Consider the following 17932-nt stretch of genomic DNA (forward strand, 5'->3'; position numbering starts at 1 on the left):
GCCGGTGCGGCGAGCAGCGCGACCACGGCTATCACGGCCTTCGGTAGTCGTCCGTGCCCCGGCTCAGCTTGGAAGTGCGGCGGGTGGTGGTTCCGGTGGCAGGCTCGGGGCCAGTCGCCGCAGCGACGAGAATGTCGGCACCAGCGCGTCGTACAGCTCGGAGAAGAGCGGCAGGAGGGTGGCGTAGGTGGCGGCGGCGGTCGGTTCGGGGTGTACGGTTTCTTGGATCTTGACCAGGTCGGCGGCGACGTCGATCGATTCGATGAGGCCGAGTGCCTGCATGCCGAGCAGCGCGGCGCCGAAGCTGGATCCCTGGTGGCCGGCGGGGAAGCGTACCGGCATGCCGAGGGCGTCGGCGAGGATCTGCCGCCACAGCGGGCTGCGGGCGAAGCCGCCGCTGGCGCGGACCTCGCGTACCTCGTTGCCGGCGGCCCGGACCGAGGTGAGGACCAGGGCGAGTTGCTGGCAGACCCCTTCCAGCGCGGCTCGGACGAGGTGTTCGCGCCGGTGGCCGTGGGTGAGCCCGACGTACGTGCCGCGGGGCACCGCGCTCCAGTGCGGTGCGCGTTCGCTGAGCAGGTACGGCAGCATGATCAGCCCGCCGGAGCCGACCGGTGCCTGGGCGGCCAGTTCCAGCAGTTTTTCCTCGGCGTGTTCGCCGAGTTCGGGGGCGAGTGCTTCGCCGGCCCACTGCAGGACGATGCCGCCGTTGTTGATGGCGCCGCCGACCACCCAGCGGTTCTCGGTGAGGGCGTAGCAGAAGACGCCGCCGAGGGGGTCGACGCCGGGGCGTTCGACCATCACCCGCATGGCGCCGCTGGTGCCGATGGAGCAGGCCACCTCGCCGGGGTGGACCGCGCCGAGGCCCAGGTTGGCCAGTGGTCCGTCGCCGGCGCCCACCACGATCGGGGTGTCGGCGGGCAGGCCGGTGGCGGCGGCCGCCTCGGCGGTCAGTCCGGGCAGCACGTGGGTGGTCGGTACGAGTTGGGGGAGTTGCTCCTCGGTGATGCCGGCGATGCCGAGCGCTTCGGCGTCCCAGGCCAGCTGTTGGATGTCCATCAGGCCGGTGGCGGAGGCGAGCGAGTGGTCGGTGACCAGTGCCTCGGCCAGCCACCGCAGCACGAAGTCCTTGATGCCGACCCAGTGTGCGACCTGTTCGAACAGTTTCGGTTCCTGCTCGGCGAACCAGACCAGCTTCGGCAGCGGTGCCATCGGGTGGATCGGTGTGCCGGTGCGCCGGTGGATGGTCAGGCCGGAGGGTACGGCGCGTAGCCGTTCGGCCTGGCTGCTGGCTCGGGAGTCGGCCCAGGTGATCGACGGGGTGAGCGGGGTGCCGTCGGGGTCCAGCCCGATCAGGCTGTGCATCGCGCTGCTGAAGGACAGCCCGGCGACCGGTCCGGGCAGTTCGGCGACCACGGCCCGGATCGACTGCACCACCGCGTCGAAGATCACCTGTGGGTCCTGCTCGGCGTAGCCGGGGTGCGGCTCGTTGAGGTGGTAGCTGTGGGAGTGGGCGACGAGTTGCCGTCCGCCGGTGTCGTAGGCGACCGCCTTGGTGCTGGTGGTGCCGATGTCCACGGCCACCACGACGGTCGGTTCGCCCACCGGTTCACCTCCTCGCCGTCGCCTCACGGCCCGTTGCGGCTGACGTTACCGACGGTGCGATCCCCTCGTAGGGCGAAGCGGGGCAGCCGAGACCGGGGGGAGCCGACGGTGGAGCTTCGGCCTAACGTGCTGGTCAATCACCCGATCGGCTGGATTTGCAACTTGCGCGTGTCTTGATGCCCCTCTGCGGCAGTTGACATGAGTGACACCCCGGTGGGCTCGCGCGGCGGAGGAGTCGGCGTGGCGATGACTAATTCGACGGGTTCCACGTGGCGGTACCGGTGGGCGCACCGGCAGAACGAACGGCGGCTGCGGCTCTTTCACGCGGCCGACGAGGCGTGGCGACGGCGCGACGAGGAGTTGCGCCGGCTGCGTAGCCTCGCCGCGTCCTTCCACGGCTCCGCCGACGCGGGCACCGGTCTGCCCATGGAGCTGGCCCCCGGTGAGGTGGTCTTCTGGACGCTGCCGGCCGCGCAACTGGTCGAGGTACGGCACACCGCCGTGCTGCCGGCCCCCGAGCTGACCGTCGAGCCCGACCCGCCCGAGCTGCGTCCCCGCCGCCCCGAGGGGGTCCGGGCCGTCGACGCCGGGCTCGCCGTGCTGACCAACCGACGGCTGGTGCTGCTCGGCGGGCGCGGCCGGCGCGACTGGGCGTACGGGAGGATGACGGGGCTGTCCCACGATCCGGGCGCGCCGGTGACGCTGATCCAGGTCCTGGACCGGCGGCGCACCTCCGGCCTGATGCTGCCCACCGGCGCGGTGCCCGACTTCCGGTTCAAGCTGACCCTGGCCTTCGCCGACGCGATCGAGCAGCGGGCCGCCGTTGTCGCCCAACTCGACGAACTGATCGGAGAACATGCGGCGGCCCGGCCGGTCCGGCCCGCCATCGCCACGCCCGGGCAGGCCCGGATCGCCGCGCTGGTCGGCCCGCGTGCCGTCGCGGTCGGCGTGGCCGTCGCGCTGATCGTGCCGGCGATGCTGTTCAGGTCCAACCCGCCGGGACGTGCCGGCACGGAGATGGCCTCCGCGGCCACCTCGGCGGCCACCCCCACACCCACACCCATGCCCCCGGTGATCGCACCCGCGGTGCGGATCTCGCCGACCGCCGCGCCGGAACCCCGCCACAGCCGCACCAAACCCACACCGACACCGTCGCGGGTGCCGAAGCCGGCCGAGCGGCGCTGCGGCGCCCCGGTCAACCCCTTCGGGTACGACTTCTGCGGCGGCTCCCGGATCCGCAAGCCGGCCCGGGGCGTCTGCGACTGGTTCGACTGTGTCCCCCGTTTCTGGTCCGGAACGGGCTGGCTGGTGCAGTGCCGCGACGGCACGGTCAGCCTGTCCGGCGGGCAGCGGAACGCGTGCGCCGGCCATCTGGGCTTCCGCCGGACCGTCTGGAGCTGACCGCTCAGCCGAAGTCGGGCACGGTCAGCGAACCGTCCGGGCCGAGTGCGAACCCCGGATTCCAGGCGATCTCCCACGCGTGGCCGTCGGGGTCGGTGAAGTAGCCCGCGTACCCTCCGTAGAACGTCTCCCGAGCCGGGCGGGTGACCGTCGCCCCCGCCTCGGCTGCCTGGTGCAGGATCTCGTCGACCTCCGCGCGGCTGCGCACGTTCTGCGCCAGACCCAGCCCGCCGAAGCCGTCCGCGCCCCGGTCGGTCAGCCCCGCGTCCTCGGCCAGCTTGTCGCGCCCCCACAGCACCACCACCAGCGCGCCGGCCTGGAAGAAGACGGTCTCCTGCACCTCCTGGCCGCGCCAGCCGAGCCGTTCGTAGAACGTGCGGGCCCGGGCCAGGTCGGCCACGCCGAGGGTGACGATGTTGACGCGTTGCTCCATTCCCGGACCGTACCGTCGCTGCCGCCGGCGGGGTGGCACCTGGTTCGATGTCGCATCCACCGATCGGCCATCCGGAACGAGCCGAAACCCCTCGATGTCTGAGCGTGTCCATCACGGACACGCGCGGTTGTATCGGGTGGACACGGAAGCCCTTCACGATGAGAGGCGATCCGGTGACGGTGAGCGGGGACGAGGCCGCCCACGGCTGGCGGCCCCGGTGGGTCGGCCGGGAGAACGAGCGGCGACGCACGGCATACGACGCCGCGCTGCAGGCCTGGCGCCGGCGCGACGAGGAACTGCGCCAGCTCTACCGCGCGGCCGAGGAGCCCGTCCGGCCGGCGGAAACGCCGGCGGGGCTGCCCGTGCGCCTCGACGACGACGAGGTCGTGCTGGCGGTGCAGCCCGCGGCGGAAATCGTCGAGGCGACGGCGCGGCACACCCCGGATCTACCTACCCCAGAGCTGGCAGTCGTGCCCGTCGAGGACACCCGGCGGTCGCGCCGGCGGTCGAGGTGCGCCAGGGTGGTCGACGCCGGCATGGCGGTGGTGACCGACCGGCGGCTGATCGTCGTGGGCCGCGACGAGCAGCAGGAGTGGCCGTACGCGCGGCTCGCCGGTGTGGCGCACCACCCCGGGGAGCCGTTCACCCTGCTGCACCCGTACGGCCCGGGCAGGATCCGGGGGGTACGGGTGCCCCGGGCCGCCGCGTCCGCCTTCCGACTGCTCCTCACCGTCGCGTACGCCGACGCGACGGGGGCGCGAGCGGCGCTGCTGGACCGGCTCGACGACGCGGTGATGGCGCACTGGCATGACCGGCCACCGATCCCATCGCCGGCCACGCCCGCCGATGCCCCGCTGACCGCCCGGCTCGTCCGGCCGACGCTGGTCGCCGCCGTAGCGGTGGCGCTGGCCATCGCCGCGGTCGTGAGCGTGGTCCACGGATCCATGCCGGACCGACCGGTGATCGGGATGGACCTGGACCGGGGAGCCCGAGTGGACCCGACCGACCCGAGTCTCCCGTCCCCGTCCACCGGTCTCGGCACACCGGCCCGCTCCGCCGCTCCCCGCACCACCGGCACGACGCCCGATCGGCTCCCAGGTGCCGCACCCGTCACCACCGCGGCCACCTCCGCGACTGCGACCCCGACCGCCGACCCGTCACCCGTCCCAGCCTCACCGCAGCCCACCGGGACCACCAGCTCCCCGCCGGCGCCGTCCACCTCGCCCAGCCCGACCGAGGTGGACCGCTGCGGCGCGCCGGCCAACCCATATGGCTACAACTACTGCGGCGGCTCCTACATCTACGATCCCGCCCCGGACGTGTGCGCCTGGTTCGACTGTGTCGAGAACCTCTGGTCCGGCAAGGGCTACCTGGTGCAGTGCGAGGACGGGTTGATCAGTAGGACCGGCATGCAGCGAGGGCCGTGCTCGGGCCACGACGGCACTCGCCGCCCCGTCTACGCCTGACCACTGCGCCCGGACCGGACGGCGGGCTTCCCGAGCGGCAACAGCCCACCGAAGACCAGCGCGGCACCGACCGGCAGCAGGTCCAGGTTAACCGCGATCGCGACGAAGCCGGCCAGCACCAGCACCGGTCCCGAGGCCGGCAGCAGCCGCAGCACGGCGGCCCGGACCAGCAGCACCAGCAGGCCCAGCTCGAACAGCGCCGGCCCGCCGAGCAGCACCACCTCCGGCGTGGCCACCGCGTCGGCGAAGCGCGGGAACAGGTCGCCGAGGATCACCCACACGAAGCCGGCCGCACCGACCAGGCCGGCCAGCGCGGCCACGTCGTCCACCGTCCGCAGCCGGGACGAGGCGGTACGCAGCCGCCCGTGCAGCCCGACGATCACCGCCCCGAACGCGACGATGCCCAGCAGGAACAGGGTGTGCCCGGCCATCCACGGCCATGCCGACTTGTCGCGGTGCCCGTCCAAGCCGTCGACCAGGCGCAGGATGCCGTAGCCGAGCAGCAGCAGCGGCGCGGCCACCGCCACCGGCCGCAACCAGGGGTACGAGGAGACCCGGGAATTGGTCGTCGTCATTGCCCCAGCGTGTCAGGGGCCTGGGTCGGGGACATCGGGGTCGGACCCGTATCCGCCCCGGAACCGGCCCCGGGTCGGTCTCCGGGTTAACCGGTCGCGCCCGCGCCTGGCCGGGCATTACCGTCCGCACGTGTCCCGCACAGTGACCCTCGTGCTCGTCGACCAGGCCGGCCGGCCACTCGGCGCCCTCCCCGCGTACGACGTGCCGGAGCCGTGGTGGCAGCAGGTCGGCGCGATCGTCGACGAGGCCCGCCGCCGCTACGGCATCGACGTGGCCGTGCTGCGGCTGCTCGCCGCCGACCGCCCCGAACCGCCCGGCGGCCACCTCACCTACCTCGGCCAGGTCACCACGCCCCCGGCGGTGCCGCTCGACCCGGTGGCGGTGGATCTGTCGCCGCACCCGCTGCGCGCCCCCTGGGCCGAACCCGGCGGCCCGGCCCGCAGCCTCGCCTGGGCCACCGCCGAACTGCACCGCCTCGGCCGGCCGGTGACCGCGGTCGAACAGCACCGCACCTGGAACCTGTCCGCGATCTGGCGGCTCGACGGCGACCACGGCAGCGCCTGGCTCAAGCAGGTGCCCGCCTTCTTCCGGCACGAGGCCGCCGTGCTGCGCTGGCTCGCCGCCGCCGCGCCCGGCACCGCCCCCACCCTGCTCGCCGCCGACGACACCGGCCGCATCCTGCTCGACCACGCGCCCGGCGAGGACCGCTACGCCGCCGACGACACCGAACGCGCCACGATCGCCGCCGACCACCACACCGTCCAACTCCGCGCCGCCGGCGACGTCGACGCGCTGCTCGCCGCCGGCGTACCCGATCTGCGGGGGCCGGCGCTGGCCGCCTGGATTCGCGACCGACTCGCCCCGCACGACCTGCCCGTCGCCGCCGACCTGCTCGCCGACCTCGACGACCGGCTCGATGAGGTACGCCGCTGCGGGCTGCCCGACACGCTCGTCCACGGCGACCTGCACCCCGGCAACGTGCGCGGCGACGGCGTGCGGCGGGTGATGATCGACTGGGGCGACGCGTTCGTCGGGCACCCCGCCTTCGACATCCTGCGCCTCACCGAAACCCTCGACCCGGCCGCCGCCGCGCCGCTGCTCAGCGCTTGGGCCGCCCGCTGGCGGGCCGACGTGCCCGGCAGCGACCCGCACCGGGCCGTCGACCTGCTCCGCCCGGTCGCCCCGCTGCGGATGGCCGCCGTGTACGCGATGTTCCTTGCCGGCATCGAACCGAGCGAACATCTGTACCACGCGGGTGATGTGCCGGCCTGCCTGAAACGGGCCGCCGCCGAGGCCGCCCGGGACTGACGGCGCGGGCCGGGGTCAGACCCGCCGCGTCGGTCGCCGAACCGTCCGCCGCCACCGGCACCTGCGAAATCTCCGTCCTGCGGCTGAATCCGCGAGCCCGTGGGAGGTCCTGCTGGACCACAAACGCGGCGCGTCACTGCCGTGGGAGGAGCTTGTCCGTCCACCGCGGACAAAAAAGGGCAAGGAGCGACTCCCTGCCACTCTCAACATATATCGCACTGGGGGTCTTGCGGCAAGACCCGGGTCGTGCCGCAGAATCTCCCGTCGAAGCCAGAACCTGCGGAAATCAGGGATTCGCGAAGTACGCGCGCTTTTGTTGACCTATCGGTCTCGCGGGCTCGTCGAACCGCCGGTGAGCTCGCGGGGTGGTTGCGGGCATCCGACGCGGAGGTGCAGGTGGGCGTGCCGACGGACCGCGCGCGGCAGCTGGCCGAAACATTGGGGGGTTCATGTTTGACGTGATCGTTGCCGGCGGCGGACCGACCGGCTTGATGCTGGCCAGCGAGCTGCGGCTGCACGGCGTGCACGTGCTCGTGCTGGAGAAGGAGGCGGAGCCGACCAGGGTGGTCCGGGCGCTCGGCCTGCACGTGCGCAGCATCGAGGTGATGGACCAGCGCGGTCTGCTGGAGCGGTTCCTCCCACTCGGCCAGCAGTTCACGGTCGGTGGCTTCTTCGCCGGCATCGGCAAATCCTGGCCCGACCGGCTGGACACCGCACATTCGTATGTCCTGGGCATCCCGCAGACCATCACCGACCGCCTGCTGGCCGAGCGCGCCACCGAACTCGGCGCCGAGATCCGGCGCGGTTGCGAACTGGTCGGGCTCAGCCAGGACGAACACGGGGTGACCGCCGAGCTGGCCGACGGCACGCAGCTGCGCTCGCGCTACCTCGTCGGCTGCGACGGCGGTCGCAGCACCGTGCGCAAGCTGCTCGGCGTCGGCTTCCCCGGCGAACCCAGCAGGGTCGAGACGCTGTTGGGCGAGATGGAGGTGGCCGTGCCGCCGGAGGCCCTCGCCGAGGTGGTGGCCGAGGTCCGCAAGACCCAGGTGCGGTTCGGCGCCGTACCGCTCGGAGACGGGGTCTACCGCGTCGTCGTGCCCGCCGAGGGGGTGGCCGAGGACCGTACGGTCCCGCCGACCCTTGAAGAGGTCAAGCAGCAGCTGCGGGTGTTCGCCGGCACCGACTTCGGCGTGCACTCACCCCGCTGGCTGTCCCGCTTCGGCGACGCCACTCGCCTGGCCGAGCGCTACCGGACCGGCCGGGCGCTGCTCGCCGGCGACGCGGCGCACATCCACCCGCCGACCGGCGGGCAGGGCCTCAACCTCGGCATCCAGGACGCGTTCAACCTCGGCTGGAAACTGGCCGCCGAGGTCAACGGCTGGGCCCCGCCGGGGCTGCTGGACAGCTACCACACCGAACGGCGCCCGGTGGCCGCCGACGTGCTCGACAACACCCGCGCGCAGATGGAGCTGATGTCCCTCGAGCCGGGTGCCCAGGCAGTGCGCCGGCTGCTGGCGGAACTGGCGGAGTTCGAGGAAGTGAACCGGTACCTGATCGAGAAGATCACCGCGGTCGGGGTCCGCTACGACTTCGGCGAGGGGCATGACCTGCTCGGCCGCCGGATGCGGGACGTGGAGCTGAAGCGGGGGCGCCTCTACGAGCGGATGCACGGCGGACGCGGGCTGCTGCTCGACCAGACCGGCCGGCTCTCGGTGGCGGGCTGGGCAGATCGGGTCGACCACGTCGTCGACGTCAGCGAGGAACTGGACGTGCCCGCCGTACTGCTGCGGCCGGACGGGCACGTGGCGTGGGTCGGTGAAGATCAGCAGGATCTGCTCAGCCAGCTGCCCAGGTGGTTCGGCGCCGCGGCCAGCTGAGCGCGCAGTTGCGACTCGGATGGGTCGGGCCTGCCTTCGGCCGAGTTCGGCGCGGCCGGTGCTACCCCACCGGCCGCGTCACCGGCCGGACCCGGCCCTGCACATGGCCGCCGTGTTATAAGTATTATCTGAGGAGGTCGGAAAATGCTTATATCGGCGGCGGCGTGGGGGGCTCTGGTTGATGCCGGAGTCTCGGTCGTACCGCTCGACGCCGATCACGTCGAGCTGTGGAGTGGCCCTCACCGGGGGGTCCTGAGAGTCGTGACCTCGCCAGCTGTGCTCAATCCCAGCGACATCGCCCACCTGAAGAGTCGACATCGGGATCAGGTCCTGCTCGTCGTGCCGTCAGCCACGTCCGGTGTCCGATCCGCGGTCGAGGCGGCCGGCTGGTCCTGGTTGGTCGACAACAGGAGGCAGGTCACAGGCCTCCTTCAGCTGGCGGGCCAGCGGGTGTCCGTCGAGACGAGGGACGTCGAGACCCCGCCCTCACGGACCCGGCCGGGTCGCGTCCCCTGGGGCACCTTCACCCTGGTACGGCGGTTGGCCGAGCGGCCCTGGGCCGGGCAGCAGCAGTTGGCGGCGGTCACCGGAGTGTCCCAGCCTCGCGTCTCACAGGCGCTCGCCGCATTGGCCGAACAAGGTCTCGCGCACCGGACGCCGGCCGGCTGGGACGTCGCCGACATCGATGCGGTCTTCGACTGGTGGCTGAACTCGTACCCGGGACCGGGCGGCCTGAGAACCCTCTGGTACGGCCTGGAACCGCCGGTGCAGCAGGCAGAGGCCGCCGTCAGCCTGCTGACGAGCGGCGACTCCGGACGGATGGCGATCTCCGGTGATGTCGCAGCCGACCGCGTCGCCCCATGGCGAGCCCCGCGTCGGGTAGTGGTCTACGCCCAAACCGGCGTGGACCTGACCAGTGCTGGCCTCACACCCGCCGACGAAGGGGACGCGACGGTGGAACTCATCGTGCCCAAGGATCCCGGAGTCTGGCCGCGCCCGACGGCTGACGAGGCATCGGGGAGCGTGCCACTGGCGGACCCGTTGCAGATCCTGTGGGACGTGGCGCGCGCCCCAGGTCCCGACACCGATGAGGCAGTGCGGCACCTGCGACGAACGCTGCGGGACCGCCGCCGAGCAAGTGGGAGTTGGGCAGCGTGACCCGACCCGTATCACCTGGTGCGACTCCGTCCGACGTGCTGACGCTGATCTCCACCAGCCGGGCGGCCGATGCCGGCTTCCGGACACTCGCCGACCTTTCGGCGATCGCCGCGGCACTGGAGTTGGATCACCGGATCGTCGGCGGGCACATGGTCACCCTCCTCACCGCAGTCCACGGCGTCGCCGGCCAGGTACCGATGCGGGAGACCCTTGACGCCGACTTCGCCGCACTGCCCGCGGTCGTCGCAGATCCTCGACTCCCTCGGGCCCTGGCCGAGCGCGGCTATCGACGCGGGGAGGCGGCCAACCGGTTCGTCCGCCGCTATCAGGACAACCACGGGCCACTGGATCTCGTCGTTGACATCCTTGCCCCGTCGTTCGAGAGCAAACTGGTGCCGAACCAACGCCACGGTGATCTCATCGTGGATGAGGTGCCAGGACTGATTCTCGCGCTCCACCGCCCCGCCCGCTTGCTTCAGCTGGAAGTCCGCCTGACGAGTGCCGACAAGCTGGCGCTACAGGTCGCTCTGCCTGACGTGTCCTCGGCGCTCTGCCTGAAGGCGCTCGCATACCGGGGCCGCTTCGCCGCCAAGGACGCGGTCGACCTCTGGCGCCTTCTCCACGCCGCCTACGCCATAGGGCTGACGGCGGAAACCTGGCCGACCAGCGCCACGGGCCGGGCAGCCGCCCAGATACTGCACCGCTTCTTCGGGGCACCCGGCGCGACCGGCCTTGCTCAGGTGTCCGTGACGCGGGCCGACCGGACACGCATGCAGGCGCTGGTGAATCACGTCGTCGCCCGGCCCGAGTAAGTCTGGCGCAATAAGGATCCCAAGCGCGTCGTTGCCGCCTCCGACGCCGGGTGACGCTGACGTGAGGGCGTGGTGGCGCGGGTGGCGCATCATGGCGGCGTGATCAAGCTGAAGCGCAAGCGGCACCACAAGAAGGGGCGCGGTTCCGGCTGCGACACCTGCGACTGCGACGGCCCGGACTGCTGCGACTTCGGGCTGTTCTCGTTCCTGCTGACGCTCGGCTCGGTGGCCGCCACCGCCACCCGTACGCCCGCCGTGGACCGGGCCGGCCGGGCCGCCATCGTCGGCTACCGTCGCTGGCTGTCGCACCGCTGGCCCGGCCAGTGCCGTTACACGCCGACGTGCAGTGCGTACGGGCTCGCGGCGGTAGAGAAGTACGGTCTCGCGGTCGGCGGGCGGATGGCCGCCGACCGGGTACGCCGCTGCAAGCCGCACGTGCCGCGCGGCACCCACGACCCGTTGCGCTGACCGCCCGCCCCCGTCGTCTACTCGGGTCGGTGGCATACCGCCTCGACGTTGTTGCCGTCCGGGTCCCGGACGAACGCCCCGAAGTAGGTCGGGTGGTATTCCGGCCAGAGGCGGGGCGCGTGCAGCACTTCCGCGCCGGCCGCGACCGCGGCGTCGTGGAACGCCTGCACGGCGGCCCGGTCGGGGGCGGTGAAGGCGATGTGCGCTTCCAGCGGCGCGGTCCCGGCCGGTGCGGGCGCCAGCCAGAAGTCGGGGAAGTCGACGCCGTAGCCGATCGGGCCGGGCTCCAGGATCCGGCGACCGCCCAGCGGGGCCAGCACCGTGTCGTAGAACGCGGCGCTGGCCGGCAGGTCGCGCACCAGGACGGAGAGGTGGTCGAGCATCTTGTCTCCCTGCGATCCGTGATGACCACGCCAAGCTTATGGGGCGAATGCGACATTCCGGTGCCATTCGCAATCGCTTGACATCACTCGTCAAGTGCTTGACGATAGGCGTCAAGTAGCGAGGGGAGGCGGCATGCCACCGGGCGAAGAGGAACTGGTCGAGCAGCTCGTCAGGCTGATTGACATCCGGCTGCTCGACCCGCTCGAAATCCTGGTCGACGGCCACGACGCGATCGAGCCGCTGCGCACCGTTGTCCGGGAGCGCGCACGATCCTGGGCCACCACGATGGTCAGCGGCGACGACCGGGCGGCCTACGGGGTGATCATCCGAGCCATCTCCACGCTCTATCCCGGCGACGGTCCGTTCGACCCGCCCCTCGACTGGTGGCGAAGCCCGCTTGGCCAGATCGTCGCGCGGCGGGTGGGTCACCCCACCGCCGAGTCGGTGTCGTACGCGGTGGCCGGCGCCATGCTCGGCATCACCCGCCAGGGCGTCCACGACCTGGCCAGCCGCGGCAAGCTCGCCCGTCACCCCGCCGGCGGCGTGCTGTCCGCCGCCGTCCGTGACCGACTGCTCAAGGAGGGAACCCGACGTGCCTGACACCTTCATCGACTCCGGGGCCGTGCCGATCGCCTACCGCGACTTCGGCGGCTCCGGCCGCCCGCTGCTGCTCCTGCACGGCGCCGGCGGCAACCTCGCCCAGATGACCACGCTGGCCGAGCAGCTACGCCCCGCGCACCGGGTGGTCACCGTCGACCTGCGTGGACACGGACGGTCCGGGGAGGGCCCGTGGCGCTGGAACGACGTGCTGGCCGACCTGGCCGCGGTCGCCGACGGCCTCGGCCTCGACCGTCCCGCGGTGGTCGGTGTCTCCCTCGGCGGGATGCTGGCCGCGCTGTGGGCGCAGCGCCACCCGGAGTGCCCCGGCGTCGTCAGCCTGGACGGCAACCCGACGCTCGGCCGCCCGGAGCAGCTCGCCGGGATGGACCCGGAGCAGGCGGCGACGGCACTCGCCAAGCTGCGGGCCGCCTTCGACGGGATGGCCGCGATGCTGGCCGAGCCGCTCACCGCCGAACAGCTGGCCGCCGCGCTGGCTGGGCAGCGGGCGATGGCCGAGCGGTATGGCGCCGCGCCGGAAGTCTGGGTGGCGGCCTTCGAGCGCAACCTCGTGCTGTGCGACGACGGCCGTAGCCGGCTGCGCCCTGGCCCGGAGCTGACCGGGCAGCTACGGGAAGCGATGGAGTCCCTCGACCTGATCCCCACCTACCGGGACATCCGCTGCCCCACGCTGCTCGTCCTCGCCACCGAGGACCTGCCCGAGCAGCAGGCGTTCCACGAGGTGTACGTCGCCTACCGACGGGCCACCGCCGAGCGGCTCGCCGCGCTGGACAATCCGTCGCTGCGGGTGCTGCACCTGGCCGGCGCCAGCCACGCGATGGTCGCCGAACGCCCGCAGGAACTGGCGGCCCTCATCACCGACTTCCTCGGCACGGCAACCCACGACTGACCGAACCTGGGCGGGCGGCGGCAGGCGGTCGCTGCCCGCCCATCGGCTGCCAGTCCGCCACCCACCACCTGCTGTTCCGTGGCCTCTCGTTGCCCGCACGTTGCTAAGGTCAACAGCTCATGAAGGAGTCGGAGGCACGGCGCACCGTCGAGGCGGTGTGGCGGATTGAGGCCGGGCGGGTCGTCGCCGGCATCGCCGCGATCGTCCGCGACGTCGGCCAGGCCGAGGAACTGGGCCAGGACGCCCTCGTCGCCGCGCTCGAGCAGTGGCCGCGTGACGGCGTACCGGCCAACCCGGGCGCGTGGCTGATGACCGTCGGCAAGCGCCGGGCGCTCGACGCGTTGCGCCGCCGGCAGACCCAGCAGCGTACGCTCGCCGAGCTCGGCCGCGACCTCGACGAGCAGGTCACTCCGGACTTCGATGCCGCGGTCGAGGACCGCATCGAGGATGATCTGCTGCGGCTGATCTTCGTCTCCTGCCACCCGGTGCTGTCGCCGATCGCCCGGGCGGCGCTGACGCTGCGGCTGCTTGGTGGCCTGACCACCGGTGAGATCGCCCGCGCGTTCCTCACCACCGAGCCGACGGTCGGCCAGCGGATCACCCGTGCCAAGCAGACCCTCGCCGCCGCCCACGTGCCGTTCGAGGTGCCCGGCCCGGCCGAGCGGGCCGAGCGCCTCGACTCGGTGCTGGAGGTCGTCTACCTGATCTTCAACGAGGGGTACTCGGCCACCGCCGGGGACGACTGGATGCGGCCGGCCCTCTGTCAGGAGGCGCTGCGGCTGGCGCGGCTGCTGCAGGGGCTGATGCCCGACGAGTCCGAGGTGCACGGCCTGACCGCGCTGCTGGAGATGCAGGCGTCGCGTACCCACGCCCGTACCGGCCCCGACGGCCAGCCCATCCTGCTCAACGATCAGGATCGCAGCCGTTGGGACCAGTTGCTCATCCGCCGGGGTCTCGCCGCTCTCGACCGGGCCCGCACCGGCCAGGTCGGCCCGTACACCCTGCAGGCCGAGATCGCGGCCTGTCACGCGCGGGCGCGTACCCCCGAGGAGACCGACTGGGCGCGGATCGCCTCTCTCTACGCGGAGCTGGCGCGGCTGGTGCCGTCACCGGTGGTGGAGCTGAACCGGGCGGTCGCCGTCGCCTACGCCGACGGCCCGGCCGCCGGCCTGGAGCTGGCCCGGGCGCTGACGGACGAGCCGGCGCTGGCCGGCTACCACCTGCTGCCCAGCGTGCTCGGTGACCTGCTCGCCAAGCTGGGGCGGCACGACGAGGCCAGGCGGGAGTTCGAGCGGGCGGCGGCGCTGACGGGCAATGCCCGGGAGCGGGCGCTGCTGCTCGACCGGGCCGCCGCATGCGGCCCGAAAAAATCTTGAAACGGGATGTCGGATCCCGGTCGGCCGGATCGACGCGTCAGTGAGAGCCGATGACGAGGAGATCGAGAGATGACCAGTACGACGCTGAGGCAGGCCCGGGCGACCCGGGCGGTTCCGGCCGCCACCCTGCTCGCCGGGGGGATCGCCGTCGGGCCGCTGTTCGCGGTGGTGGCCGCCGCGCAGGTGCTCACCCGGGACGGCTTCGACCTGAGCCGGCAGCCGCTCAGCCTGCTCGCTCTCGGCGAGTACGGCTGGATCCAGATCGCCAACTTCGTGGTCTCCGGGCTGCTGGCCCTCGCCGGCGCGGCCGGGCTGCGCCGGGCGCTGCGGGGCGGCGCGGCCGGGACGTGGGGGCCGGTGCTGGTGGCCGTGTTCGGTGTCGGAATGATCGTCGCCGGGGTGCTGCGGGCCGACCCGAGCATGGGCTGGCCGGCCGGCGCGCCCGAGGGCAGCCCGGAGACGATGAGCTGGCACTCCGCCGGCCATGGTGTCGGGGCGATGCTGGCGTTCGGGTCGCTCACGGCCGCGTGTCTGGTGTTCGCCCGCCGCTTCCTGCGGCTCGGCGCGCGGGGCTGGGCGCTGTTCTCGGTGCTGTGCGCGCTGGCGACCGTGATCGTCATGGCCTGGCCCGACCAGGGCAGCATCAGCGTCCGGTTGGCCCTGGGCTCGGTCTTCATCTTCGGTTGGCTCACCGCCGTGTCCGCCCGTATCCGCGCGGACCTGTCCTGAGAGGAAACTCTGCAATGCGCTACATGTTGATGCACAAGCTGGACGAGAAGACTCCTGGCGCGTTCGACCCGAGCCCGGAGTTCATGATCCAGATGGGCGCCTTCATCGAGGAGGTGGCCAAGGCCGGGATCCTGCTCGCCGCCGAGGGGCTGTGCAAGAGCAGCAAGGAGGACGCGGCGCGGATCACCGCCACCAAGGGCAAGACGACCATCACCGATGGGCCGTTCACCGAGACCAAGGAGCTGATCGCCGGGTTCGCGCTGCTGGAGGTGCGGTCGAAGGAGGAGGCGGTGGAGTGGGGTAAGCGCTTCATCAATGTCTTCATCGACCACGGGATCGACGTCGAGGTCGACGTCCGCCGGGTCAACGAGGGCCCGGGTCAGGCCTGATCGGGGGGGCGGGCGGTACCGGCGGGTACCGCCCGCCCTTCCTGCGCGCACCCCGGGCGGCCGCCGGTCACATTGGTGGCCGCGGGCCCGTCCCACCAGCATGAGAGCACTGGTACGGGCGGTGGCCGCGCTGCTCGGCGCGGCGGCGGTGGTGGTCGGGGTGTGGGCGCTCACGCGTCCGGACTCGTTCAGCTCGGCGGTCGGGTTCCCGCCGCACCAGCACTTCGTCCACGACGTGGGGGCGTTCCAGCTCGGCATCGGCGCGACCCTGCTGCTGGCGCTGATCTGGTCCGACGCCCTGGCGGTCGCGCTGGCCGGATACGTCGTCGGCGGGGCGGCGCACACGCTGTCGCACGTGATCGACGCGCACATCGGCGGCAGCGCGGCGCAGACCTGGGTGGTCGGGGTGTCGGCCGTCCTGGCCCTGGCCGCGCTGGTCGCCCGGCTGCGGCAGCTCGGCTGGGTGGTCGGTTACGTCGACCCCGCCCCGGCCCCTGCCTGGGCGCCGCTGGTGCGGCAGAAGACGCTTGTGCTGACGACCTTCAAGCGGGACGGGACCGCCGTGCCGACGGCGCTGAGCGTGGCCGTGGTCGGGGAGCGGGCGTACGTGCGCAGCTTCGAGAAGGCGTGGAAGACCAGGCGGATCCGCAACAACCCGCGAGTGACCCTGGCGCCGTCGACGGCACTGGGCAAGCCGACCGGGGCGGCCGTGGAGGCAGTGGCGCGGCGGTTGACCGGGGCGGAGTACCGGGCGGCCAGCCGCGCGCTGGCACGGAAGCACCCGATGCTGCACGGGGTGCTGGTGCCGTTGATGCACCGGCTCGGGCGGGCGAAGACCGGCCGTACGGTGCATTTCGAGCTGAGCCCGGTGGTGACGACGTGTGCTGAAACGCCGCGGATTGCGTCGCTGGAGCGCAATCCTGCACAGCGGAGCTGAGCGAAGGGCGCAGCCGCGCCGTGGTGCGTGGCCGAACAGTTCCTGGGACGCGACGAGCGGCGACGATGGGGCTGGCGTCCCTCAGCCTGGGGACTCGGACTGGCGGATCACCCGGTCGATGCGGCGGTCGGGGACGACCCACATGATTGCTACGCCGACGAAGCAGGCCAGGGCGATCCCCACTCCGACCTGCCCCTCGATCAGCAGGGCGCTGAGGATCCCGGTGATGTAGAAGACCGGGGAGACCTTGCCCTTGAAGTCAGTGCCGATGGCCCGCCGCAGCGGCGATTCCGGTCCCTGCTGGCGGATGATCACCGTCTGGAGCACGAAGTATGCGATGGCCGCGCTGAACAGGTTCAAACCGTAGACGACGACCGGGGTTCGCTCGAACTTCGAGTCGTCCATCCAGGCCGTCGTGAACGGGAACAGCGAGAGGCAGAACAGCAACGCGAGGTTCGCCCACAGCACCCCGCCTCTGACCCGCTGCACCAGATGGAACATGTGGTGGTGGTTGTTCCAGTAGATGCCCACGTAGACGAAGCTGAGGAGATACGTCAGCAGCCCGGTGCCGGCCGTGTGGACGAGGTTGGAGAAGTCGTGGCCGTGCGGCACCTTCAGCTCCAGCACCATGATCGTGATGATGATGGCGAGCACGCCATCGCTGAACGCCTCCAGCCGGCTGGTCCTCACCGCGCCACCGCCCTTCTCCGTCAGGCACGCGGCCGTGTCCCGCACCCTGCTACGGGATAGCACACCAGACGCTGCGCCGAGCCGTACTCACGGCCGTACTATCGAAGGCGGCTGCCACCACCCCACGTCCTCCCAAACAAGGAGATCGGCTGGCTGCGTTCGTCACGTCTCGAGGGCAGTATGGATCCATCCGTGTGCTCGGAGCACCTTCACGGCACACCGAACGAGATCCTCGGGGTCTTCGTCTGGCTCAACGGCTCGAAAGCTGATCGGATCATCCAGACAGAGCACGGCCAGGACCACCACTTCTCCCGGTCCGTGAGCGCGCTCTCGATGAACTGTCCCAGCGGGTCCTCGCTCAGGTCAGCCAGTCGGAGACCATTGCTGGAGGTCGGATTGCTGGGTGAGCCACATCCAGGTAGGGCCGCTGTGGACTGGGCAACGCAGCGGCTCACGGCCTCCGGCATGTCGTCCTCGCCGTCGGTGTTGACGTTGGCGTTCTTGGCGTGCGCCCGCACTGACTCCGCTAGTCAGCCGGCCTGGCTAAGGTCCAGGCCCTACGCGGGCCACACGTCCCTCGCGCCTCCGCCCAACTCCTCGGGCGCCGCGCGGAGCAGGGCCCCGTTGCAGAATTCCTCTTCGACTGGACGTCCCAGTTCCAGCGATGGACAACCGAAAGTATTGGGAAGTACCGGTAAACGGCCCCGCAGAAGCTGAATCCACGTATCGGCGTGTCCCCTGGGAAGTGCCGGTCCCGGTCCGTAGCGTCAGTCCTCGGCACTGCTGCAACTGCACAGTCTTCCACCCGCCTGGCCC

Annotated in this window: 18 protein-coding genes; 13 read left to right on the plus strand and 5 right to left on the minus strand. The window is 71.9% G+C overall.

Annotation, left to right across the window (positions count from 1 at the left end; genetic code table 11):
* Positions 1-63 precede the first annotated feature (63 nt).
* Positions 64-1605: a gluconokinase gene (locus tag ABZ783_RS12735; protein WP_357436816.1), complete on the minus strand. Its 1542-nt coding sequence runs from the start codon at positions 1603-1605 to the stop codon at positions 64-66.
* 240 nt (positions 1606-1845) lie between these two features.
* On the opposite strand from ABZ783_RS12735, the gene ABZ783_RS12740 reads away from it, so the two are divergent.
* Positions 1846-3006 carry a hypothetical protein gene (locus ABZ783_RS12740; RefSeq protein WP_357437170.1) on the plus strand — a complete coding sequence of 387 codons (1161 nt, stop codon included), beginning with the start codon at positions 1846-1848 and terminating at the stop codon, positions 3004-3006.
* Positions 3007-3010: 4 nt separating this feature from the next.
* Here the strand turns inward: ABZ783_RS12740 and ABZ783_RS12745 are convergent, their stop codons facing one another.
* Positions 3011-3439, minus strand: coding sequence for a VOC family protein (locus tag ABZ783_RS12745; RefSeq protein ID WP_357436817.1), 429 nt, complete (start codon positions 3437-3439; stop codon positions 3011-3013).
* A 179-nt stretch (positions 3440-3618) separates the two neighbouring features.
* On the opposite strand from ABZ783_RS12745, the gene ABZ783_RS12750 reads away from it, so the two are divergent.
* Complete coding sequence (locus ABZ783_RS12750) at positions 3619-4905, plus strand: hypothetical protein (RefSeq protein ID WP_357436819.1); 1287 nt, start codon at positions 3619-3621, stop codon at positions 4903-4905.
* On the opposite strand, the gene ABZ783_RS12755 is transcribed toward ABZ783_RS12750, so the two are convergent.
* Positions 4896-5480, minus strand: a complete 585-nt coding sequence (locus ABZ783_RS12755; RefSeq protein WP_357436822.1) for a hypothetical protein — start codon at positions 5478-5480, stop codon at positions 4896-4898. The genes ABZ783_RS12750 and ABZ783_RS12755 overlap by 10 nt on opposite strands.
* Before the next feature lie 130 nt (positions 5481-5610).
* On the opposite strand from ABZ783_RS12755, the gene ABZ783_RS12760 reads away from it, so the two are divergent.
* The 5 genes from ABZ783_RS12760 to yidD all read left to right on the plus strand — a co-directional run bounded on the left by ABZ783_RS12760 (position 5611) and on the right by yidD (position 11104).
* Entirely contained in the window at positions 5611-6789 is a 1179-nt protein-coding gene (locus ABZ783_RS12760; RefSeq protein ID WP_357436825.1) for a phosphotransferase, read from the plus strand.
* 449 nt (positions 6790-7238) lie between these two features.
* A complete protein-coding gene (rox, locus tag ABZ783_RS12765) occupies positions 7239-8666 on the plus strand; it encodes a rifampin monooxygenase (RefSeq protein ID WP_357436827.1) in 1428 nt (475 codons plus the stop codon).
* Positions 8667-9206: 540 nt separating this feature from the next.
* Positions 9207-9824: a helix-turn-helix domain-containing protein gene (locus ABZ783_RS12770; protein ID WP_357436829.1), complete on the plus strand. Its 618-nt coding sequence runs from the start codon at positions 9207-9209 to the stop codon at positions 9822-9824.
* 35 nt (positions 9825-9859) lie between these two features.
* Entirely contained in the window at positions 9860-10636 is a 777-nt protein-coding gene (locus ABZ783_RS12775; RefSeq protein WP_357436831.1) for a hypothetical protein, read from the plus strand.
* Positions 10637-10735: 99 nt separating this feature from the next.
* Positions 10736-11104 (plus strand): membrane protein insertion efficiency factor YidD, encoded by a 369-nt coding sequence (gene yidD / locus ABZ783_RS12780; RefSeq protein ID WP_357436832.1) that lies wholly within the window; start codon positions 10736-10738, stop codon positions 11102-11104.
* A 17-nt stretch (positions 11105-11121) separates the two neighbouring features.
* Here yidD and ABZ783_RS12785 read toward each other — a convergent pair whose 3' ends face one another.
* Positions 11122-11487 (minus strand): VOC family protein, encoded by a 366-nt coding sequence (locus ABZ783_RS12785; protein WP_357436834.1) that lies wholly within the window; start codon positions 11485-11487, stop codon positions 11122-11124.
* A 133-nt stretch (positions 11488-11620) separates the two neighbouring features.
* Here ABZ783_RS12785 and ABZ783_RS12790 point away from each other — a divergent pair, with 133 nt between their 5' ends.
* The 6 genes from ABZ783_RS12790 to ABZ783_RS12815 all read left to right on the plus strand — a co-directional run bounded on the left by ABZ783_RS12790 (position 11621) and on the right by ABZ783_RS12815 (position 16426).
* Positions 11621-12088, plus strand: coding sequence for a hypothetical protein (locus tag ABZ783_RS12790; RefSeq protein WP_357436836.1), 468 nt, complete (start codon positions 11621-11623; stop codon positions 12086-12088).
* Positions 12081-12995, plus strand: coding sequence for an alpha/beta hydrolase (locus ABZ783_RS12795; protein WP_357436838.1), 915 nt, complete (start codon positions 12081-12083; stop codon positions 12993-12995). The genes ABZ783_RS12790 and ABZ783_RS12795 overlap by 8 nt, the downstream gene beginning before the upstream one ends.
* A 119-nt stretch (positions 12996-13114) precedes the next feature.
* On the plus strand, positions 13115-14371 hold the full coding sequence (locus ABZ783_RS12800; RefSeq protein WP_357436840.1) for an RNA polymerase sigma factor: 1257 nt from the start codon (positions 13115-13117) through the stop codon (positions 14369-14371).
* Between the two features lie 69 nt (positions 14372-14440).
* Positions 14441-15100 (plus strand): DUF998 domain-containing protein, encoded by a 660-nt coding sequence (locus tag ABZ783_RS12805; protein ID WP_357436844.1) that lies wholly within the window; start codon positions 14441-14443, stop codon positions 15098-15100.
* A gap of 14 nt (positions 15101-15114) precedes the next feature.
* Positions 15115-15489, plus strand: coding sequence for a YciI family protein (locus tag ABZ783_RS12810; protein ID WP_357436846.1), 375 nt, complete (start codon positions 15115-15117; stop codon positions 15487-15489).
* A 100-nt stretch (positions 15490-15589) separates the two neighbouring features.
* Positions 15590-16426 (plus strand): PPOX class F420-dependent oxidoreductase, encoded by an 837-nt coding sequence (locus ABZ783_RS12815; protein ID WP_357436849.1) that lies wholly within the window; start codon positions 15590-15592, stop codon positions 16424-16426.
* A gap of 81 nt (positions 16427-16507) precedes the next feature.
* Here ABZ783_RS12815 and ABZ783_RS12820 read toward each other — a convergent pair whose 3' ends face one another.
* Positions 16508-17116 carry a TMEM175 family protein gene (locus ABZ783_RS12820; RefSeq protein ID WP_357436851.1) on the minus strand — a complete coding sequence of 203 codons (609 nt, stop codon included), beginning with the start codon at positions 17114-17116 and terminating at the stop codon, positions 16508-16510.
* Positions 17117-17932 lie beyond the last annotated feature (816 nt).

The organism is Micromonospora sp. NPDC047738 (assembly GCF_040642675.1).
GTDB lineage: Bacteria > Actinomycetota > Actinomycetes > Mycobacteriales > Micromonosporaceae > Micromonospora.

Coding starts and splice junctions, on each gene's coding strand:
- ABZ783_RS12745 (WP_357436817.1), bottom strand. CDS start 3,439: ATGGAGCAACGCGTCAACATCGTCACCCTCGGCGTGGCCGACCTGGCC.
- ABZ783_RS12755 (WP_357436822.1), bottom strand. CDS start 5,480: ATGACGACGACCAATTCCCGGGTCTCCTCGTACCCCTGGTTGCGGCCG.
- rox (WP_357436827.1), top strand. CDS start 7,239: ATGTTTGACGTGATCGTTGCCGGCGGCGGACCGACCGGCTTGATGCTG.
- ABZ783_RS12785 (WP_357436834.1), bottom strand. CDS start 11,487: ATGCTCGACCACCTCTCCGTCCTGGTGCGCGACCTGCCGGCCAGCGCC.
- ABZ783_RS12790 (WP_357436836.1), top strand. CDS start 11,621: ATGCCACCGGGCGAAGAGGAACTGGTCGAGCAGCTCGTCAGGCTGATT.
- ABZ783_RS12800 (WP_357436840.1), top strand. CDS start 13,115: ATGAAGGAGTCGGAGGCACGGCGCACCGTCGAGGCGGTGTGGCGGATT.
- ABZ783_RS12805 (WP_357436844.1), top strand. CDS start 14,441: ATGACCAGTACGACGCTGAGGCAGGCCCGGGCGACCCGGGCGGTTCCG.
- ABZ783_RS12810 (WP_357436846.1), top strand. CDS start 15,115: ATGCGCTACATGTTGATGCACAAGCTGGACGAGAAGACTCCTGGCGCG.
- ABZ783_RS12815 (WP_357436849.1), top strand. CDS start 15,590: ATGAGAGCACTGGTACGGGCGGTGGCCGCGCTGCTCGGCGCGGCGGCG.